Origin of the sequence: Cedecea sp. FDAARGOS_727, from assembly GCF_012273235.1 — a bacterium.
GTDB classification, from domain to species: Bacteria; Pseudomonadota; Gammaproteobacteria; order Enterobacterales; family Enterobacteriaceae; genus Cedecea; species Cedecea davisae.
The window spans coordinates 4,448,503-4,467,660 of record NZ_CP050966.1; the positions used below are offsets into that span (position 1 = coordinate 4,448,503).

General features: G+C 56.0%; 15 protein-coding genes. 10 read left to right on the forward strand and 5 right to left on the reverse strand.

What is annotated here, in order from left to right; genetic code table 11:
- Positions 1–117 precede the first annotated feature (117 nt).
- Both FOC35_RS20845 and FOC35_RS20850 read left to right on the forward strand, forming a co-directional pair.
- Positions 118–1,614, forward strand: a complete 1,497-nt coding sequence (locus tag FOC35_RS20845; protein WP_172570077.1) for an MFS transporter — start codon at positions 118–120, stop codon at positions 1,612–1,614.
- Positions 1,615–1,653: 39 nt separating this feature from the next.
- Positions 1,654–2,235, forward strand: a complete 582-nt coding sequence (locus FOC35_RS20850) for a TetR/AcrR family transcriptional regulator (RefSeq protein WP_172570078.1) — start codon at positions 1,654–1,656, stop codon at positions 2,233–2,235.
- Here the strand turns inward: FOC35_RS20850 and FOC35_RS20855 are convergent.
- The 4 genes from FOC35_RS20855 to budA all read right to left on the reverse strand — a co-directional run bounded on the left by FOC35_RS20855 (position 2,232) and on the right by budA (position 7,543).
- On the reverse strand, positions 2,232–4,124 hold the full coding sequence (locus tag FOC35_RS20855) for a potassium transporter Kup (protein ID WP_172570079.1): 1,893 nt from the start codon (positions 4,122–4,124) through the stop codon (positions 2,232–2,234). The genes FOC35_RS20850 and FOC35_RS20855 overlap by 4 nt on opposite strands.
- Positions 4,125–4,267: 143 nt before the next feature.
- Entirely contained in the window at positions 4,268–5,038 is a 771-nt protein-coding gene (locus FOC35_RS20860; RefSeq protein WP_172570422.1) for a (S)-acetoin forming diacetyl reductase, read from the reverse strand.
- A 22-nt stretch (positions 5,039–5,060) separates the two neighbouring features.
- Positions 5,061–6,740: an acetolactate synthase AlsS gene (gene alsS / locus FOC35_RS20865; protein ID WP_016536271.1), complete on the reverse strand. Its 1,680-nt coding sequence runs from the start codon at positions 6,738–6,740 to the stop codon at positions 5,061–5,063.
- Positions 6,741–6,763: 23 nt separating this feature from the next.
- On the reverse strand, positions 6,764–7,543 hold the full coding sequence (gene budA / locus FOC35_RS20870; protein WP_172570080.1) for an acetolactate decarboxylase: 780 nt from the start codon (positions 7,541–7,543) through the stop codon (positions 6,764–6,766).
- A gap of 108 nt (positions 7,544–7,651) precedes the next feature.
- Here budA and FOC35_RS20875 point away from each other — a divergent pair, with 108 nt between their 5' ends.
- The 4 genes from FOC35_RS20875 to FOC35_RS20890 all read left to right on the forward strand — a co-directional run bounded on the left by FOC35_RS20875 (position 7,652) and on the right by FOC35_RS20890 (position 13,528).
- Positions 7,652–8,530, forward strand: a complete 879-nt coding sequence (locus FOC35_RS20875) for a LysR family transcriptional regulator (RefSeq protein ID WP_016536269.1) — start codon at positions 7,652–7,654, stop codon at positions 8,528–8,530.
- A 122-nt stretch (positions 8,531–8,652) separates the two neighbouring features.
- Positions 8,653–9,270, forward strand: a complete 618-nt coding sequence (locus FOC35_RS20880) for a TetR/AcrR family transcriptional regulator (protein ID WP_016536268.1) — start codon at positions 8,653–8,655, stop codon at positions 9,268–9,270.
- Positions 9,271–9,347: 77 nt separating this feature from the next.
- Complete coding sequence (locus FOC35_RS20885) at positions 9,348–10,460, forward strand: efflux RND transporter periplasmic adaptor subunit (protein WP_172570081.1); 1,113 nt, start codon at positions 9,348–9,350, stop codon at positions 10,458–10,460.
- Entirely contained in the window at positions 10,460–13,528 is a 3,069-nt protein-coding gene (locus FOC35_RS20890; protein ID WP_172570082.1) for an efflux RND transporter permease subunit, read from the forward strand. The genes FOC35_RS20885 and FOC35_RS20890 overlap by 1 nt, the downstream gene beginning before the upstream one ends.
- Position 13,529: 1 nt before the next feature.
- Here FOC35_RS20890 and FOC35_RS20895 read toward each other — a convergent pair whose 3' ends face one another.
- The gene (locus tag FOC35_RS20895) at positions 13,530–14,450 is read right to left on the reverse strand and encodes a LysR substrate-binding domain-containing protein (protein WP_172570083.1); all 921 of its coding nucleotides are present in this window, start codon (positions 14,448–14,450) and stop codon (positions 13,530–13,532) included.
- Positions 14,451–14,542: 92 nt separating this feature from the next.
- Here FOC35_RS20895 and FOC35_RS20900 point away from each other — a divergent pair, with 92 nt between their 5' ends.
- From FOC35_RS20900 to FOC35_RS20915, 4 genes are all read left to right on the forward strand, one after another.
- A complete protein-coding gene (locus FOC35_RS20900) occupies positions 14,543–15,682 on the forward strand; it encodes a DSD1 family PLP-dependent enzyme (protein WP_172570084.1) in 1,140 nt (379 codons plus the stop codon).
- A gap of 108 nt (positions 15,683–15,790) precedes the next feature.
- Entirely contained in the window at positions 15,791–17,050 is a 1,260-nt protein-coding gene (locus tag FOC35_RS20905) for a hypothetical protein (RefSeq protein ID WP_172570085.1), read from the forward strand.
- Between the two features lie 223 nt (positions 17,051–17,273).
- A complete protein-coding gene (locus FOC35_RS20910) occupies positions 17,274–18,125 on the forward strand; it encodes an aldo/keto reductase (protein WP_172570086.1) in 852 nt (283 codons plus the stop codon).
- Between the two features lie 24 nt (positions 18,126–18,149).
- Positions 18,150–19,139, forward strand: a complete 990-nt coding sequence (locus FOC35_RS20915) for an aldo/keto reductase (RefSeq protein ID WP_172570087.1) — start codon at positions 18,150–18,152, stop codon at positions 19,137–19,139.
- Positions 19,140–19,158: the final 19 nt, after the last annotated feature.

Here is a 19,158-nt window from a genome sequence, read left to right on the forward strand (position 1 = left end):
TTTACCCTATCGTATTCGCCATTCCAACAACAGATCCCGGGTTGTCTTTGAGCGGTTGCTCAAGTATATTTCACGCTTGAGCAACCGCTCAATTTTCGTTTTTTAGAGGCATTAACCATGCAGTTCACTAATCGCTGGCTGATTCTGGCGATCCTCACCAGCACCCTGTTTTTAATCATTATTGATATGACGGTGCTCTACACCGCATTGCCGCGGCTTACCCAGGCGCTGAACGCAACCGCGTCAGAAAAGCTTTGGATAATCAACGCCTACCCGCTGGTTGCGGCTGGCCTGCTGCCCGGCGCGGGCATGCTGAGCGACAGGCTCGGCCATAAATTGATGTTTATGTCGGGGCTGCCGGTATTCGGCATAGCTTCCCTTTGCGCCGCTTACTCTCCTACGGCGGAACTGCTGATTGCATCCCGTGTGTTCCTCGCCATTGGCGCAACGATGATGATGCCGGCAACGCTTGCCATCGTCCGTCAGGTGTTTATCAACGAACGCGAGCGCGCGCTCGCCATCGGAATCTGGTCGGCTGTAGCATCCGCCGCCGCCGCGCTCGGCCCGGTTGTGGGCGGCGTACTGCTGGAATACTTCTGGTGGGGTTCCGTGTTCCTGATAAACGTGCCGGTCGTGCTGCTGGTTATCGTCTTTGCCTGGTTCCTGATCCCGCGTGATGCGGGAAACCCGCAGCGCCCGTGCGACTTTATCGCATCGCTGCTGATTATGTTCGGGCTGGTTGGCGTGATTTACGCCCTCAAAGAGCTCAGCAAAATGGACGCCTCAATGCTGACGATTGTCGGCTCTCTGCTGGTTGGCGTGCTGTTTTTGGCGCTATTTGTGCGCCGCCAGAAAAACGCGGCACAGCCGATGATCGACTTCTCGCTGTTCCGTAACCGCATGTTTGCCAGCGGTATTTGCGTGGCGATTATTACTATGATCGCGCTTACCGGCATCGAACTGGTGCTGACCCAGCGACTCCAGCTGGTGCTCGGTCTTACGCCGCTGCTGGCGGGACTGTCGATTCTGCCGATCCCGATTGGCTCCGCCCTTGCCTCCCCGCTTGCTGGCATCATGCTGCCGCGCTGGGGCGGTTCCAGGATGATGGTTTTCGGGCTGCTGGTTACCGCTCTCGGTATGGCTGGCGTGGCGCTGCTTGCCGACTATAGTCTCGCCCCGCAGCTTGCCGCCCTGTTTGTTATCGGCCTCGGGCTTGGCGTCGCTTTTACCGCGGCTTCAACCTCAATCATGCTTAACGCTCCGGAAGAAAAAGCCGGAATGGTGGCGGCGATTGAAGACGTGTCGTGGGAAATGGGCGGCGTGCTAGGCGTAACGCTGCTCGGCGGCCTGATGACGGCGGTATACAGCTCAAGCCTGGTGCTGCCGGACGGGCTGGTCAGCGGCAAGGCGGCCTACGATAGCCTGGACGAGGCGCTGCATCTTGCCCGGAATATGAGCGAGCAAGGCGCAGAGCAGTTGACCAGCCTTGCGCGCGCCGCGTTTGGGCAGGCCTATCTGACGGTCGTAATCTCTGCCGCTGCTCTGGTTGCCGCCAGCACCGTGGGGCTGAAATACGCCCTGCGTCAGACGGAAAATAGCGTTAAAAACTGCTAAGATAGCTTCCCTGACGCTATAGATAATCGTGGAATAATCATGAAACAAGCAGCTGACACGCTGAGAAGCAAAATCCTGAGCGGGGCCATCGAGCTGTTCATTGAGAAAGGTATTGAGAAAGTGACCACCCGCGAACTGACCGAGCGGGTGGGCATCTCACGCAGCCACATTTATCACTATTTCCGCGACTGGCAAACGCTGTGCATCGAAGCAATGACCGACTTTTTAATGGCCGACCTGCACAGATTTACCGAAGAAACCAACGCTTTTTCCCCGGAAGAAAAACTGCGCCGACTGACCCACATTTACCTCCCCCATGCGCCGGACGCGGTCTGGCAGCTCTACGGCGCGCTGTGGCACCAGGCGGCTCACAGCCCACTGTGGGCGGAGCTGGCGCTGGATATGACGCAAAAATGGGAAAAGGTGCTGGCGGATATTATTGCCGCCGGTATCGCCGAAGGTATTTTCAAAACGGTTGATGCCGGCCGCGTTACGCGCCAGCTTAGCGCCCTGCTAAATGGCTATGCCGACAAGCTGCTGGTTGCCTCAGCGCCTGCCGACAGAGAGCTGGCGCTGGGCGATATCGACAGTTTTATCCGCCTGGTTCTGCGCTCCGCTTAAATCGCTATGCGGCGGCTAATTTCAACCACCCGGTCGCTCGGCAGCCGATAATAATGGGTCACATGGGTGGCGTTCCTGAGCATAAAAGCAAAGCCTTTGCGCTGCCAGCCCGGAATCCCTTTCCCATCCTCACGCGGGACAATAGTTTCGTGTCCGAGATAGTAAGTCACATCCTCCACCGAAAAAGCACACGCCATTTCACCCAGCCTCGCCATTAGCTCGGGAATATGCGGCCTTTCCATAAAGCCGTACTGGGCGATACCGCGCCAGTAATCCGGTGCCTGCTCAACAATCACCAGTCGCTCTCCGGCGGGAACGCGCGGCACGTTCATAATCGATATCGTCAGCGACAGTACCTGCTGCTGTAGCGCATGGTTACGCGCAACATGCCAGCGCATAACGGGCGGAATACCGTTGCGATTTTTAGTCATAAACACCGCTGAACCCTGCACGCGAGGCACGCCCCGCTCTTTCAGCGCGGCGAAGAACGTGTTGACGTCGATGACCTTCTCATTCACCGCATTTGCCGCCTCGCCAGCACCTCGATGCCAGACCAGCATGGTGGTGCAAACTACCGCCGCCAGCAGCAGCGGAATATAGCCGCCCTCCAGCACTTTAATCAGGTTGGCAATTAAGAAGCAGGTATCGATGATCAAAAAGCCCCCCGCCACCAGCGCGCTGGTCAGCCGCCGCCACTGCCAGATGTGGCGCATCGCCACGTACAGCAGCCCGGAGGTCATCAGCATGGTGAGCGAGACCGCAATGCCGTATGCCGCGGCGAGGTTTTCAGAGGATTTAAAGAACACCGTCAGGAACAAGGTGACGGCCATCAACAGCCAGTTTATTGTGCCGATATAAATCTGCCCGTAACTTTCAGCGGCGGTTTGCCTGATGCGTAAACGCGGCAGCCAGCCGAGCTGAATGGCCTGCCGGGTCATGGAGAATGCGCCGGTGATTATCGCCTGGCTGGCAATAATGGTGGCAAGCGTGGCGAGGATAACCAAAGGCATCAGCAGTGCCGGAGGGCACAGCCTGAAAAAGATGTTTTGGCTGATATCCGCCCCGGAAAGGATAAGCGCCGACTGCCCGGCGTAATTCAGCAGCAGGCTCGGGAACACCACGCCAAACCAGGCCAGCCAGACCGGTTTTTTACCGAAGTGCCCCATATCGGCATACAGCGCTTCGGCTCCGGTTACGCACAGGAAGACTCCGCCCAGCACCATAAAGCTCACAAAGCCGTTAGAAACCAGAAACTTCAATCCATACCACGGATTGAGCGCCATCAACACCGCGGGATGCTGGGCAATGCCCCAGATCCCCAGCCCGGCAATCGAAATAAACCACAGCGCCATAATCGGGCCAAATACCTTGCCGATTTTCGCCGTGCCGAACGGCTGAACCGCAAACAGCGCCACCAGAATAGTGACGGCAATCGGCAGCACGTAGGTTTCGGCTTCGGGCCAGAGAATATTCATGCCTTCAATCGCCGAAAGCACCGAAATGGCCGGGGTAATCGCCCCGTCGCCGTAAATAAGCGCCGCCCCAAGCAGAGCAGCAAGCACCACCCAGCGCGAGCCTTTATCTTTCGCCACCAGCAGCGACATCAGCGCCATGATCCCGCCTTCGCCATGGTTGTCGATGCGCATGGCAAACATCGCGTATTTCACCGAAGTAATCAGGATCAGGGTCCAGATAATCAGCGACAACAGCCCGAGGATCACCGCCGGAGTTGGGTTATTCCCCGAAAGCAGCAGCACCGTTTTTAGGGTATACAATGGGCTGGTGCCGATATCACCAAACACCACGCCCAGCGCGCTACCGGCCAGAATCAGCTTGTGCGGCGATGAAACAGCAGCTTCCCCGCCGCCCGCCGGTGACAACTTTGACATACCCAATCCCTTCTGTAATTTTTCTACCATTGGTGATGACAAAGTATAGAGGTTGGTAAAAAGCTTCAGATAAACGGCGGCAAATAAAAAAGGCCTGGCAGTATCATTGCCAGGCCAAAAGGTACTCCACATTAAAAAGGCTATTAATTAAAGACCATACCGCCGTCGATAAGCAGCGACTGGCCGGTCATATAATCGGAGTCGGCGCTGGCGAGGTAAGAGACGCAGGAAGCCACGTCTTCCGGCTCGGACAGGCGGCCAAGAGTGATGCGTTTGGCGAATTCTTCCGTGCCGTAGCCCAGCGGTTTACCGGCAGCTTCAGAAACCTGACGGTCAATTTCAGCCCACATTGGCGTTTTCACAATGCCCGGGCAGTAGCCGTTAACGGTAATGCCAAGCGGAGCCAGGTCGCGAGCTGCGGTCTGGGTCAGGCCACGAACCGCAAATTTACTCGAGCTGTAAACCGCCAGTTCCGGGTTGCCGACGTGCCCTGCCTGAGAGCAGGCATTGATGATTTTGCCGCCGTGGCCTTCGGCTTTAAACGCTTTGACCGCCGCCTGAATACCCCAGATAACGCCTTTCACGTTGATGTTGTAAACTTTATCGACGATTTCCGGGGTGATTTCCTCAATCGGCGTAGAAGGCGCAACCCCGGCGTTATTCACAATCACATCGAAACCACCCAGCCCTTTGCGTGCCGCTTCAACGGCGGCAAACACCTGCTCGCGGCTGGAGACATCGACGGTTACATCCAGCGCACGCCCGCCGTTGCGGTTAATTTCGTCAGCCACTTCTTTCGCGGTTTTCGCGTTGAAATCAGCAATGGCGACGGCAAAACCGTCTTTAGCCAGACGCAGTGCGATAGCTTTCCCAATTCCCTGACCGGCACCGGTCACTAATGCTACTTTTTTCATCATTTTATCCTTCTGTATTTTTTTAGAGAATTTGGCTGAGGTGCAGCTGGCCCATCAGCAGATGGTTGTCGCTGTAATCAACCGGAATGGCGACCACCGCAGGACCGTTAACATCCATTGCGGCGCGTAAAGTCGGTTCCAGAGCTTCGGCGCTTTCCACCGCAAACCCTTTGGCCCCAAAGGCATCGGCATAGGCTTTAAAGTCCACCGGACCAAAGTTCACGCCGGACAGGCGTTGATATTTTTTCTGCTCCTGAATCGCCACCATGTTGTAGGCGTTATCGACCCAGATGATGTGCAGGATGTTAGCGCCCAGCCGCACCGCGGTTTCCAGCTCCATGCTGGATTGCAGGAAGCCCCCGTCACCGGAAACGGAAACCACTTTGCGCCCGGGATTGACCAGCCATGCGCCAATCGCCCACGGCAGAGCCACGCCCATGGTTTGCTGGCCGTTAGAAATCATCAACTGGCGTGCGCGGAAGCTATAGAGGTAGCGGGCAATCCAGATGTGGAAACTGCCCATATCAACCGTCAGCGTTACGTCGTCGTTCACGATATCCTGCATGGCACGAACGATGCGCAGCGGATGGAGAGCGAACTGGTTAAGCTGCGCCCCCCGGCGGTTCAGCAGTTCACGCTGATGCTGCCTGTCGATGAGGATTTCAGAAGCGCGTGGGCTAAGAATCAGCGGCTTTTCTATCAGCGCGGTGAGCTTGCTGAGCGTTCCGGCGATATCGCCGACCAGTTCAACGTTCGGCACATAATTGCGTTCCTCATAGGCCGGAAGCACATCGATATGCACCAGCGTAGCGTCGCCGGTATTCCACATCGCCGGTTCGTATTCCACCGGGCTGTAGCCGATGCAAACAACCAGGTCAGCCAATTGCAGCAGTCGGTCACCGGCCTGGTTATTGAACAGGCCAATGCGCCCGGCAAAGCGAGAAAAGTGCTGTTGATTTACCGCACCGGCGGCCTGGTAGGTGCTGGTAACCGGGATGCCGCTTTTCTCCAGCAGATGGCGCAGCGCCGCGCTGTTCTCGGTCTGGCTCGCCATTAACCCAAGCAGGAACACCGGATTTTTAGCCGCAGCAATCAGTTTTGCCACCTCTTCAATGGCCGCATCCGGCGCGGCACCTGACTGAATTGCGCCGCTTGCAGGCAGAATATTGCCGGTGGCCGGGCCGTCGCTAATATCCTGCGGCAGGCTGACGAAGGCGCTGCCTGGGCGGCCATGTTCGGCGGCGCGGAAGGCATTAGAGACCACTTCGGCGATAGCGTCCGGGGCGGAAACTTCAACAGCATATTTGGTCACCGGGCTGAACATCGCTACCGTGTCCATACTCTGGTGAACCTGTTTGGCTTTATCGGAGCGTTTTACCGCGCCGCCGAGCGCCACCACCGGGTCACCCTCGCTATTGGCCGTCGCCATGCCGGTAATCAGGTTTGAGCACCCCGGTCCGGAAGTGACCAGAGCCACCCCGGCTTTGCCGGTAATGCGCCCCACCGCCGCGGCCATGAAGGCGGCGTTTGCCTCGTGGCGTACCGGGATAAGCTCGATTGGCGAGTCGTTCAGGGAATCAAATACTTTGTCTATTTTTGCCCCGGGAATGCCGAATACATGCTTCACGCCCTGAGCTTCAAGTTGAGCAACAACCATGTCGGCACCGTGCGCCCACTGACGCAGAGGTTTTTTATTGTCCATCGTTTGTTTCCTCCAGCTGAACGCTAGTTTTCTACCGCACGGATAGCGGCATCAAGATTATCGGGATGAAGATCGGCATTAAGGAAAGCGCTGTCCGCCGGGAGGTCGAGCATCAGTTTGTGAATTTCACCGAAGGTCAACACGCCCTGCTCCAGCTGGTAGTCGAGCAGATGCCCGCCGCCCTGGCGGTCGTCGGTAATAAAGTGTTCGTGGTAACCGGCCACATTAATGCCCTGCATGTGCTGCGGCGTGCGGAATCCCACCAGCACCCCGGCGCGGCTGTTAAAGCGGAACACCGGTTGGTCATCCAGCACGTCTGTCATTGCACGGTAAGGCGGCGTCTGGCGCGGTACGGTGCGGGTGTGCGCGTGGCGGAAGTGTCCGTCAATGCGTAAGGCGCAGAACAGGTTATCGGAAGGGATTTTTTGGTCGATGATCTGGTGCAGCTCCTGGCGGCTGGTCAGGCTGTCGATGCGTAACCGATATTGCGGTTTAAACCAGGTCATTACCGCGAAGGGCGTTTTCTGCTGTGGACTGGCCGCTCTGGCGCTGCCGTCAGACCGCAGCTGGTAGACCTGGCTGTTAAAGGCAATCATCTCGCCGTCCAGCTCGTTAAAGGTGCCGAGGCCAAAATCCCCTCGCTTGAGCAGGTCGGCCATTGTGGTTTCGCCTTCATACACACCGCTCAGGAGCGCGCTCATCAGCGAAGTTTGATATATCATGTTTTCTTTATTTCTTGCGGCAAAAGTCTCGACCATTTCTAGCAGGCTTTTCTCACAGGAACAGAGTGTTAGGTCGCTCATCGCGGTTTATCCTCGCGCCGGGACAGTTAAGAAACGTTAATAAGATGTTGACTCGATCCAGCTCACAGTTCCAATATAAAACTCCCTCAGGTTTAAGACGTTTTTGATATGGAACTTCGCTATCTCCGCTATTTTGTTGCCGTCGCCCAGACGCGCAACTTCACCCGAGCCGCCGAACTGCTTGGGATTTCCCAGCCGCCGCTCAGCCAGCAAATACAGCGCCTGGAGCGCGAAGTGGGCACCCCGCTGCTGCACCGCCTGACCCGCGGCGTGGAGCTGACCGAGGCCGGGGAGGCCTTCTACCAGGATGCCTGCCAGATCCTCGCCCACAGCGACGCCGCGCTGGAAAAAGCCCGCGGCATTGCGCGCGGCATAAACGGCAAGCTTTCGCTGGGTATTGCCAGTTCAAACGCTTTCAATCCGAAGATTTTTTCGCTGCTGCGGCAATTTCAGCAGCAATATCCCGCCATCGAACTGCGGCAGCGGGAGACTAATATGGCGGAGCTAATGCAGGAGCTGGATGAGGGCTTGCTGGACGTGGCGTTCGTGCGCCTGCCCTGCGAAAGCAGCAAACGTTTCAGCCTGCGGCTGGTAGATGAGGAGCCGACGATGATTGCCCTGCACCGGGATCATCCACTTTCTGGTGAAAATGAGCTGGCGCTGGCCGCGCTGGCAGACGTGCCGCCGGTGCTGTTCCCGCAGGAAGTCGCGCCGGGGCTTTATGAAATGATGTATAACGCCTGCCTGCGGGCCAATATTGATTTGAAAAATGCCTGCCAGGCTTCGCAGATATCTTCTTCGCTCAGCATGGTTTCCGCCGGATTCGGCTTTGCCCTGGTACCCGCCTCGATGGCCTGTATCGCCAGCCCGAATGTCACCTTCCACCCGATACGCGGCGATGAAATAAAAACCGATGTCGCCGTGGCCTGCCGGCAGTTCGAACGATCTCCGTCGGTAAAGCGTTTTTTACAGATGCTCGGGCAGTAACCTGATTTTTTCTATCAGCACGGTAAGCCGTGCTGAACACCTTTTAGGATTAGAATAATCCACCGCGGGTAACCCAATGCTACAATGGTCACCATTCACCCGTTCGATTACAGGGAGCACGCATGTCCGATACCAGCGTCCAGGCAGCAGAAACCAGAGGGCCTGCCGAACACAATGTCAGGGAGCAGATTATCCACGCCGCGACCGATTTCTTCGGCCATTATGGTTTTGAAAAAACCACGGTTTCAGACCTGGCCAAAGCGATTGGCTACTCCAAAGCCTATATCTATAAGTTCTTCAAATCCAAGCAGGAAATTGGCGAAGTTATCTGCGATAACCGACTTACGTTGATGATAGACAGAGTCAGCGCCGCGGTAAACGACGCTAACGGGGCGTCGGCGCAGCTGCGGGCAATGTTTAGCGAGTTGATTGCCGCGGGCAGCGACCTGTTCTTCTATGACCGCAAGCTGCACGATATCGCTATTGCCTCCTGCCAGCACAACTGGCCGTCCGCCGAGCGCTACAAGCAGCAGTTGAAAATTATGTTAGCAAATATTATCCAGAGAGGCCGCCAGTCAGGCGAGTTTGAGCGCCGCAGCCCGCTGGATGAGACCGTGGATGCCGTTTTTCTGGTGATGCTGCCCTTTATTAATCCGGTTCAGCTGCAATACAACCTCGACCTCGCGAAGCAGGCGGAGCAGCAGCTTCCCGCCCTGATCCTAAAAAGCCTGATGCCATGACGGCACTTTGTGACCATTGACTAAATTGGTCACTTGAATAATTATCGCGTTCCTGACTCGCGTTTATAAGGGAACGTATGTTTCGTCTTCTGCCTCTTCCGGTGGTTGCTGCCCTGCTGTGCACAACCCTTACCGCCTGCGATAACTCGTCTAAGCAAGACGATCCGCGAACCCAGCCTCCGCTGGTGCGAACAAGCACCGTGCAGCCTGCAAACGACGCCGCGCGCTCATTCACCGGCGTTGTGGCCTCCCGCATTCAAAGCGACCTGGGTTTCCGCGTCTCCGGTAAGATCCTTGAGCGCCTGGTGGATAAAGGGCAAACGGTCAAAAACGGCCAGCCTCTGCTGCGGCTGGACCCGCAGGACCTAAGCTTGCAGGCCAGAGCACAAGACCAGGCCGTTGCGGCGGCAAAAGCGCGTGCAAAGCAGGCCGCAGCGGACGAAACCCGCTACCGGAGCATAATCGGCACCGGGGCAATTTCAGCTTCTCAGTACGACCAGGTTAAAGCCCAGGCCGGCAGCGCCAGAGCCGATCTTCAGGCCGCGCTGGCGCAGGCTAACGTTGCGAAAAATGCGATGAACTACGCCGTGCTGACGGCAGACTCCGATGGTGTGGTGGTGGAGACTCTGGCCGAGCCAGGCCAGGTTGTTTCCGCCGGGCAAGCGGTGATAAGGCTGGCCCGCGCCGGGCAGCGTGAAGCCGTAGTTAACCTGCCGGAGACGCTGCGCCCCGATATCGGCACCGTTGCCAGCGCTCATTTGTACGGCGGTGACGGAAAACCCGTTGCGGCCACGCTGCGCCAGCTTTCCGATGCAGCTGACCCGCAAACGCGAACCTTCGAAGCCAAATTTGTTCTAGCTCCCCCGCTCTCAGAGGCGCCGCTCGGCAGCACGGTAACGGTTGATATTCCCGAGGGCGGCCACCGGTCTCAAAACCTGACCATTCCGCTGGCTTCGATTTACGACGCGGGCAAAGAGAAAGGGTCCGGCGTTTGGGTCGTCTCCGGGAAACCGGCAAAAGTGAGCTGGCAGCCGGTCACCGTTCTCAGAATCAGCGATGAGTCCGCCGTGGTTTCCGCCGCGCTGCCGGATAATGCCAGCATTGTGGCGTTAGGCATCCACCTTCTGCACGAAGGCGAAGAAGTCAGGCCGCAGGCCCAGAGCACCCCCGACGTAGCGGGAGCGCCATAATGAGCGACCAGCGCTTTAACCTCTCCGCGCTCGCGGTGCGGGAAAAATCGGTCACCCTGTTTATGATCCTGCTGATAACCCTTGCCGGGATAATCGCGTTTCTCAAGCTTGGCCGTGCGGAAGACCCGCCCTTTACCGTAAAACAGCTAACCGTGATCACCGCCTGGCCGGGCGCGACAGCGCAGCAAATGCAGGATCTAGTGGCCGAGCCGCTGGAAAAAAGGATGCAAGAGCTGGATGCTTATGACCGCACCGAAACCTACACCCGGCCCGGCCTCGCCTACAGCATCGTTTCTTTAAAAGACAGCACGCCACCGGCTGCCGTGCCGGAAGCGTTTTACCAGGCGCGTAAAAAGATCGGCGACGAAGCCAAAAACCTGCCTGACGGCGTTATCGGCCCGCTGGTGAATGACGAATTCTCCGACGTAACCTTCGCCCTGTTTGCCCTTAAGGCAAAAGGCGAACCGCAGCGCCTGCTGGTGCGTGACGCGGAAAACCTGCGGCAGCAGTTGCTCCACGTTCCCGGCGTGAAAAAGGTCAATATCATCGGCGAGCAGGCGGAGCGTATTTTCGTTTCGTTCTCACACGACCGGCTGGCAACCCTTGGCGTCTCTCCGCTCGACATCTTTAAAGCGCTAAGCAACCAGAACCTGCTAAGCCCGGCGGGATCCATCGACACCTCCGGCCCTCAGGTGTTTATTCGCCTGGACGGGGCGCTGGATCAGCTGGATAAAATCCGCAACACTCCGATTGTGGCGCAGGGAAAAACCCTGAAACTTTCCGACGTTGCCAGCGTGGATCGCGGCTATGAAGATCCGGCTACGTTCCTGGTGCGCAATAACGGCGAACCGGCGCTGCTGCTCGGCGTAGTAATGCGCGACGGCTGGAACGGGCTGGAGCTGGGTAAAGCGCTGGATAGTGAAACCCGCAAAATCAACGACGGTATGCCGCTGGGCATGACGTTAAGCAAAGTCAGCGATCAGTCGGTCAACATCAGCTCCGCCGTTAACGAGTTTATGATGAAGTTCTTCGCCGCCCTGCTGGTGGTGATGCTGGTGTGCTTCGTGAGCATGGGCTGGCGCGTCGGCATTGTGGTCGCCGCAGCCGTGCCGCTGACGCTTGCCGTGGTGTTTATCGTCATGGCGGCGACGGATAAAAACTTTGACAGGATAACCCTCGGGTCGCTGATCCTGGCGCTCGGGCTGCTGGTTGACGACGCAATTATCGCCATTGAAATGATGGTGGTGAAAATGGAGGAAGGCTACAGCCGGGTAAAAGCCTCGGCCTATGCCTGGAGCCACACGGCCGCGCCGATGCTGGCGGGCACGCTTGTGACGGCTATCGGCTTTATGCCAAACGGCTTTGCCCACTCCACCGCCGGGGAATACACCAGCAACATGTTCTGGATTGTCGGCATCGCGCTGGTTGCCTCCTGGCTGGTGGCCGTGGTGTTTACGCCTTATCTGGGGGTGAAATTACTGCCCGAGCGGCATAAAGCGGTGCTGGCGGAGCACGCTGTCTACACCAGTAAAAACTACAACCGCTTCAGAGCACTGTTGAAAAAAGTCATCGCCAGAAAGTGGCTAACCGCGGGCTCAGTGGTGGGCTTATTTTTGCTCGCCATCGCCGGAATGGCCGTGGTTAAGAAGCAGTTCTTCCCTATTTCCGACCGCCCGGAAGTGCTGGTAGAAGTGCAGATGCCTTACGGCACGGCCATCGGGCAAACCACGCTTGCTACAGAGAAGATTGAAAAATGGCTCGGGCGGCAGAAAGAGTCAAAAATCGTGACCTCCTATATTGGCCAGGGCGCACCGCGCTTCTACCTGGCTATGGCACCCGAATTGCCCGACCCGTCATTTGCCAAAATCGTTATCCTCACTCCCGACCCGGAAGCCCGCGAGGCGCTGAAATTCCGGCTACGCCAGGCGATTAGCGACGGGCTTGCGCCCGAAGCCAGAGTACGCGTAACCCAGCTGGTATTCGGGCCTTACACTCCCTACCCCGTTGCCTTTCGCGTTATGGGGCCGGACCCGGACGTGTTAAGGGATATTTCCGCCCGGGTTGAAGCGGTGATGATCGGCAGCCCGCAGATGCGCACCGTGAATATCGACTGGGGGTCAAGGGTGCCGACGCTGCACTTCACGCTGAACCAGGACCGCCTGAATGCCGTGGGCCTGACTACGGCCTCTGTTTCGCAGCAATTACAGTTCCTGCTTTCCGGCGCTCCGCTTACCGAGGTTCGGGAGGATATTCGCTCCGTGCAGGTCACTGGCAGAGCGAGGGGCGAGATCCGTAACAATCCGGCGCAGCTTTCGGCGCTAACGCTGATGGGCTCGGACGGCCAGAAAGTGCCGCTTTCGCAGATTGGCAAGGTCGAAGTGATAATGGAAGACCCGGTGCTAAGACGCCGGGACAGAACGCCGACCATTACCGTACGCGGCGACGTGGCGGAAGGCCTCCAGCCGCCGGATGTTTCGACGGCGATGCTGAAGCAAATCGCGCCGATTATCGACAAGCTCCCGGCGGGCTACAGGATTGAGCAAGCGGGAGCGATTGAAGAATCCGGCAAAGCCACCGCAGCCATGGCTCCGCTGTTCCCGATAATGATTGCTCTGACGCTGCTGGTAATTATTATGCAGGTACGCTCGATTTCAGCGATGTTGATGGTGTTTGCCACCAGCCCGCTGGGGCTGATTGGCGTGGTGCCGACGCTTATCCTCTTCAACCAGCCGTTTGGTATTAATGCCCTGGTGGGGCTGATTGCGCTATCGGGAATTTTGATGCGTAACACCTTAATTCTCATCGGGCAGATACGGCATAACGAGCTGGCGGGCCTCACGCCGTTTAACGCCGTGGTGGAGGCGACGATTCAGCGTTCGCGCCCGGTTCTGCTCACCGCCCTGGCGGCGATTCTGGCGTTTATCCCGCTTACCCACTCGGTATTCTGGGGCGCGCTGGCTTATACGCTCATCGGCGGTACTCTTGGCGGCACGGTGATGACCCTGCTGTTCCTGCCTGCGATGTACGCCATCTGGTTCAGGATCAAACCAGAAAACACGGCCAGCTGATTTAACCCGCACGCGACTCTCTTTCCCACGGACGGGAAGAGAGTTTTTCTCGTAACAGGTCGATAAATTTTTGCGTTCTGGAGCTTCTTTCCTGAGGCGCAGAGCCGGTAAGCGCCACAATGTCGGCATCCGGCAGTTGATACTCCGGCAGCAGGCGCACCAGCGAACCGGCGTTGATCTGCGGCAGCACATCCCACTCGGAACGCATAATGATCCCCCGCCCAGCCAGCGCCCACTCCTTCACCACCCGGCCTTCATTACTCGACAGGCGCGGCGCAATACGCTGCGGGCAATCGCCTTCCTGGCCGGAGAAACGCCAGAGGGTAACGTCCTCGCTGTTTTCACGCAGGGCGATGCAGTCGTGGTTAGCCAGCTGCTCCGGCGCGGCTGGTGTCCCCCGCCTGCTGAGGTAATCCGGCGAAGCGCAGATAAAACGCCGGTTGGCCGCCAGCCTGATACAGTGCATGCTGGAGTCCCGCAGTTCACCGATAAATATCACCAGATCCCATTTGTGCAGCGTGGCCCAGTGCGGGTCGTCGGAGAGCGTTAGTTCCACTTCGAGGTTTTCGTGCTGAGCGGCGTAATCGCCCAGCAGCGGCGCGATGTAGTCGTTACCGAAGCCTAATGGGGCCAGCACGCGCAGCTTCCCTCGGACCGTTTGCCGCCGGTCGTCCATTGCCGACTGCAAACCGGCCAGTTCAGCGAGAATTTTTTCCGCCCGGCTAAGCAGCAGCGAGCCCTCATCGGTAAGGGAAACCTGCCTCGATGGCCGCAGGATCAGGCTGACGCCGAGTTTTTGCTCTAGCCCTTTCAGGCGCTGCGTCACCGAGGGAGGCGTAACGTTCATCGCCCGCGCCGCCGCGGCAAGCGTAGCGTGGGCGGAGATGGTGCGGAAAAAATAGAGGTCGTCGCTGCTTATCATTAACTTAAAACCTAATCATTTATTGATTTTATATTAATTTATACCTAACCAGACGAATGGCAACATGAGCTTCCCCCATAAGGAGAATCGCTATGTTCGCTGAATGTCCGCAAGCGCCCGACACCCCGTTTTTACTGATTGATAAAAGCAAATACCTGCGCAATATCACGCGGCTGTATTCCCGCGTTGCAGCGCTGGGCAGCAATGTAAGGCCGCATCTTAAAACATTGCGGTCAACAGATGCCGCACGCTATCTGCTGCGCGATGCTTGCTCCCCGGCAACCGTTTCAACTCTCGCAGAAGCCGAGGCTTTTGCCGCAGCGGGCTATAGCAACCTGCTTTACGCCGTTGGTATTGCCCCGCACAAACTGCCGCGTGTTGCCCGGCTGATGCAGCAAGGCGTGGAGATGCACATTTTGCTCGACAGCGAGCGGCAGGCTCTGGCGGTGGCCGCGTATGGGCAACAAAACGGCGTCGAGTTTTCGGTGTTTATTGAGGTGGACTGCGACGGACATCGCGGCGGCATTCCGCCGCACAGCGAAGCTCTGCCCGAGCTGGCTCGCATTATTGAAGACGGTGGCTCACGGCTTACCGGCCTGCTTGCACATGCGGGCGAGTCTTACCAGTGCCGCACTGACGATGAGATCCGCGCCGCCGCTAAAACAGAGTGCGTGGCCATCAGAACCGCTGGCTACAGATTGCGAGAGCGGGGTTTTGACTGCCCGATATTAAGCGTTGGCGCAACCCCGACGGCGCATTTCGCCGAAGACCTGACCGATATCACCGAAGTGCGGGCCGGAGTGTTTACCACGTTCGATCTGGTGATGAAAAACATCGGCGTTTGCCGTGTTGAAGACATCGCAATCAGCGTGGTAGCCACCGTTATCGGCCATAACCGCGACAAAGGCTGGGTATTTATAGACGCAGGCTGGATGGCGCTATCCCGCGATAGGGGCACGGCAAACCAGAGCCAGGATTATGGCTACGGCATGGTTTGCAGCCCCAACGGAGATCCGCTTGAAGGTTTAATCGTCAACACTACCAACCAGGAGCACGGCATTATTGAGCTGGCACAGCAGGCCTCATTCACGGTAAATGATTTCCCCCTCGGCAGCCGGGTGCGTATTTTGCCCAACCACGCCTGCGCCACCGCCGCCATGCACCAGCATTACTACGTTGTAGACGAGAGCAGCTCTGTGCCTGAGATTTGGCCGCGTATTACGGGCTGGTGATCGGCAGGCTGGTTAAGTTAAAAAACAACCAGAATAAAGGTCGTTAATTGATAGTTATGCGTGTGCGAAAGTTTTAATACTTTCTTTTGATTAAAAGGAAATTTTAATATGCCAATTTCAGCATCGCAGCACAGGGCTTCAACCGGAGCTTATAAGCATAACGTTCATGATGCTTTTGGGAAAAACACGCTACAAACTCGGGTAACCACCTCAAAGAACCCGGCCACGCCGGATGAGATACTCCGCACGGGAAAGAATATTAATCAAGTCGCCAATTCTTATCTCGAACTGAGTCGCTCCTCTCCACAAAATACAGCTCCACGCCAGGGACTGGCTGTTCCATTAATGCTTCTTCTTAGCCAACTCCGGTTTGAAAATAATCAGCTAACCGCTCCCTCCGATAGCACTTCATTTATCTCTGCCAACAACCTGTTACACCCCATTTCAAATGCGCTACATGCAACAGGAGAGTTTATTTCCCGCCATGACCCTCTGATATTCCCAGGCGCTGAAGCCGATTCGGTCTGCTCTGCCTCACATCTTCCTGATGATATTGTAACCCTCCTGAATAGTGATGGTTTTAATGTTGTTACCCGAGGGCTTGATGAATTAAGATGTATTGAACTTGATAAATATGAATTTTTCAAAGGCGTTGCCTATAACGCTATAAAAACCCTGGGCTCAGCAATCTTACAATTAGAAGACAAAAATAATGATGAGCTCGATAACCATCTACGACACTATGGCATAGTCGATCCTCAGGGTATTAAATCAAGACTCATTCCTTTATACAACTCAATAAAATCAGATATAGCTGAACGTCTAAAAAGCAAAAGAGAGTCTGTATATTATGGATACAGCAGCACGGGCGCAAACGCCAACATTACTGCGGCATCCATCTCAGATGGCCATAACAAAGTCATATTTCTGACAGACAACTTCTTTGGGAAATGCACTCTTAATGCGATTAACGCTCTTATTCATGAAGTAGCCCACCATCATTCAAAAGTGGATTTGTTTCAGATTATAAAAGAGAAGTCGTGTTTAGATGATAAATCCGGTTCAGAGATTGCCGTTCACGCTCAACTTGATGACGTATCAGATGATTATTCGTCCTCAACCAGAAAACTGGAAGAGAGGAATATCTTCACAGATCTATATATTAGCCATTTATACAATATGAATACAAAGGAATTTGTTGATATCTTTAACACAAACTCGACTATTAAAGAGGAAGCACTTTTTATCAATGCTGACTCTATAAGCCACCTGGCTATTGCACTTGGTAATTATGGTTTCAAGAAAAATGGCACTATGCCGCTGCTGGATACCTCAGAATTTAAAACCGGAGAAGCTCAAGAAACATAATCACCCTCTCTTTCCAGCCTCGCAAAAAAGAAAGCCTGCATGATGGCGGTTTCGGCCTTACCCGAGCCGCTATTTTATTAGCGCATAGACGGGCAGCAACAGTCTCCTTAGGCAATATCATAATTAATGAATAATTCTAATAAGCCCTTGCGAATTATGCCCTCTAATCGAATAAATCTCCCTGCGTTATGCTCTTCACACACAACGATTGAAGGGTAACGCCATGCAAACAGTAACACTCAATAACGGTATTGAAATGCCCCTGCTGGGCTTTGGCGTGTTCCAGATGACGGACGCCGACGAATGCAAGCGGGCCGTGATTGACGCCATCGAAACGGGCTACCGCCTGATTGATACCGCCGCTTCTTATCAAAATGAAACTCAGGTCGGGAATGCGCTGAAGCAAAGCGGTATCGCGCGTAACGAACTTTTTGTTACCACGAAACTGTGGCTACAGGATACCCATTACGAAGGCGCAAAAGCGCAGTTTGAGCGTTCGCTTAATCGCCTGCAGCTGGAATATGTCGATCTTTACCTTATCCACCAGCCCTACGGCGACATTCATGGCGCATGGCGTGCTATGGAGGAGTTGCAGCAGGCCGGAAAAGTTCGTGCCATTGGCGTGAGTAACTTCCATCCCGACAGGCTCGCCGACCTTGTGGCCTTCAATAAAGTCGTTCCGGCCGTAAACCAGGTTGAGGTTAACCCCTTTAATCAGCAGCTACATGCCGCACCGTGGATGCAAAGCCGGGGCATCCGGCCTGAAGCCTGGGCGCCATTTGCCGAAGGTAAAAATGGCTTATTTCAGCATCCCGTTTTAACCGCCATAGGTGAGCAGTATGGCAAAACCGTGGGCCAGGTTGTCCTGCGCTGGCTGTTCCAGCGCGGCATTGTTTCACTGGCTAAATCAGTACAAAAAGCGCGGATGGAAGAGAACATCAGCATCCTCAATTTCGAACTCAGCGCCGAAGACATGATGCGCATTACCGCTCTTGATACCGCAACCAGCGCATTTTTCTCGCATCGTGACCCGGCCATGGTCGAATGGCTGACGGGCCGTAAACTCGATGTTTAACCGCGACAGAAAAGGTAAATACTGATGCAAAAACGTTTTCTCGGTAACGCCAGGCTGGAAGTGTCTGCCCTGGGTCTGGGCTGTATGGGGCTTAGCCACGGATACGGCCCGGCAACGGATACTCGTCAGGCGGTGGAACTGATTCGAGCAGCCGTAGAGCGCGGCGTGACTTTTTTTGATAGCGCCGAAGTTTACGGCCCTTATCTGAATGAGGAAGTTGTCGGCGAAGCTTTAAAACCGCTGCGCGATCGCGTGGTTATCGCAACTAAATTCGGCTTCACCTTCGGGGCTGACAACAAGCAGCAGATTTTAAACAGCCGCCCGGAGCATATCCGCGAAGCGGTGGAAGGATCGCTGCACCGCCTCAAAACCGACGTGATTGACCTGTTTTATCAGCATCGCGTTGACCCGGAGGTACCAATTGAGGATGTCGCCGGTACGGTGAAAGACCTGATTGCCGAAGGCAAGGTTAAGCATTTTGGGCTTTCCGAGGCCGGGGCACAGACGATACGCCGGGCGCATGCCGTACAGCCGGTTACCGCCCTGCAAAGTGAATACTCTCTGTGGTGGCGTGAACCTGAACAAGAGATTGTGCCGCTGCTGGAAGAGTTGGGCATCGGATTTGTGCCGTTCAGCCCGCTGGGCAAAGGCTTCCTGACCGGAGCCATCACGGCAGAAACCTCGTTCGGCGAAGATGACTTTCGCAGTAAGGTGCCGCGTTTTGCCGCAGAAGCGCGTGAAGCCAATGCAGGGCTGGTGGCTCTGCTGGGTAACATCGCCGCCGAAAAATGCGTAACCCCGGCGCAAATTGCGCTGGCGTGGTTATTGGCGCAAAAACCGTGGATTGTGCCGATCCCGGGAACCACTAAACTGCACCGGCTGGAGGAAAACCTGGGCGCAATAGAAGTTACCCTGTCACAGAGTGATTTAAGCAAAATCGCCCTGGCGCTGGAAACGGTTAAAATCGTTGGCGACCGTTACCCTGCGGCGCTTCAGGCCCGCACAGGCCGCTAAGGTTTAGCTGGCCTGCCGA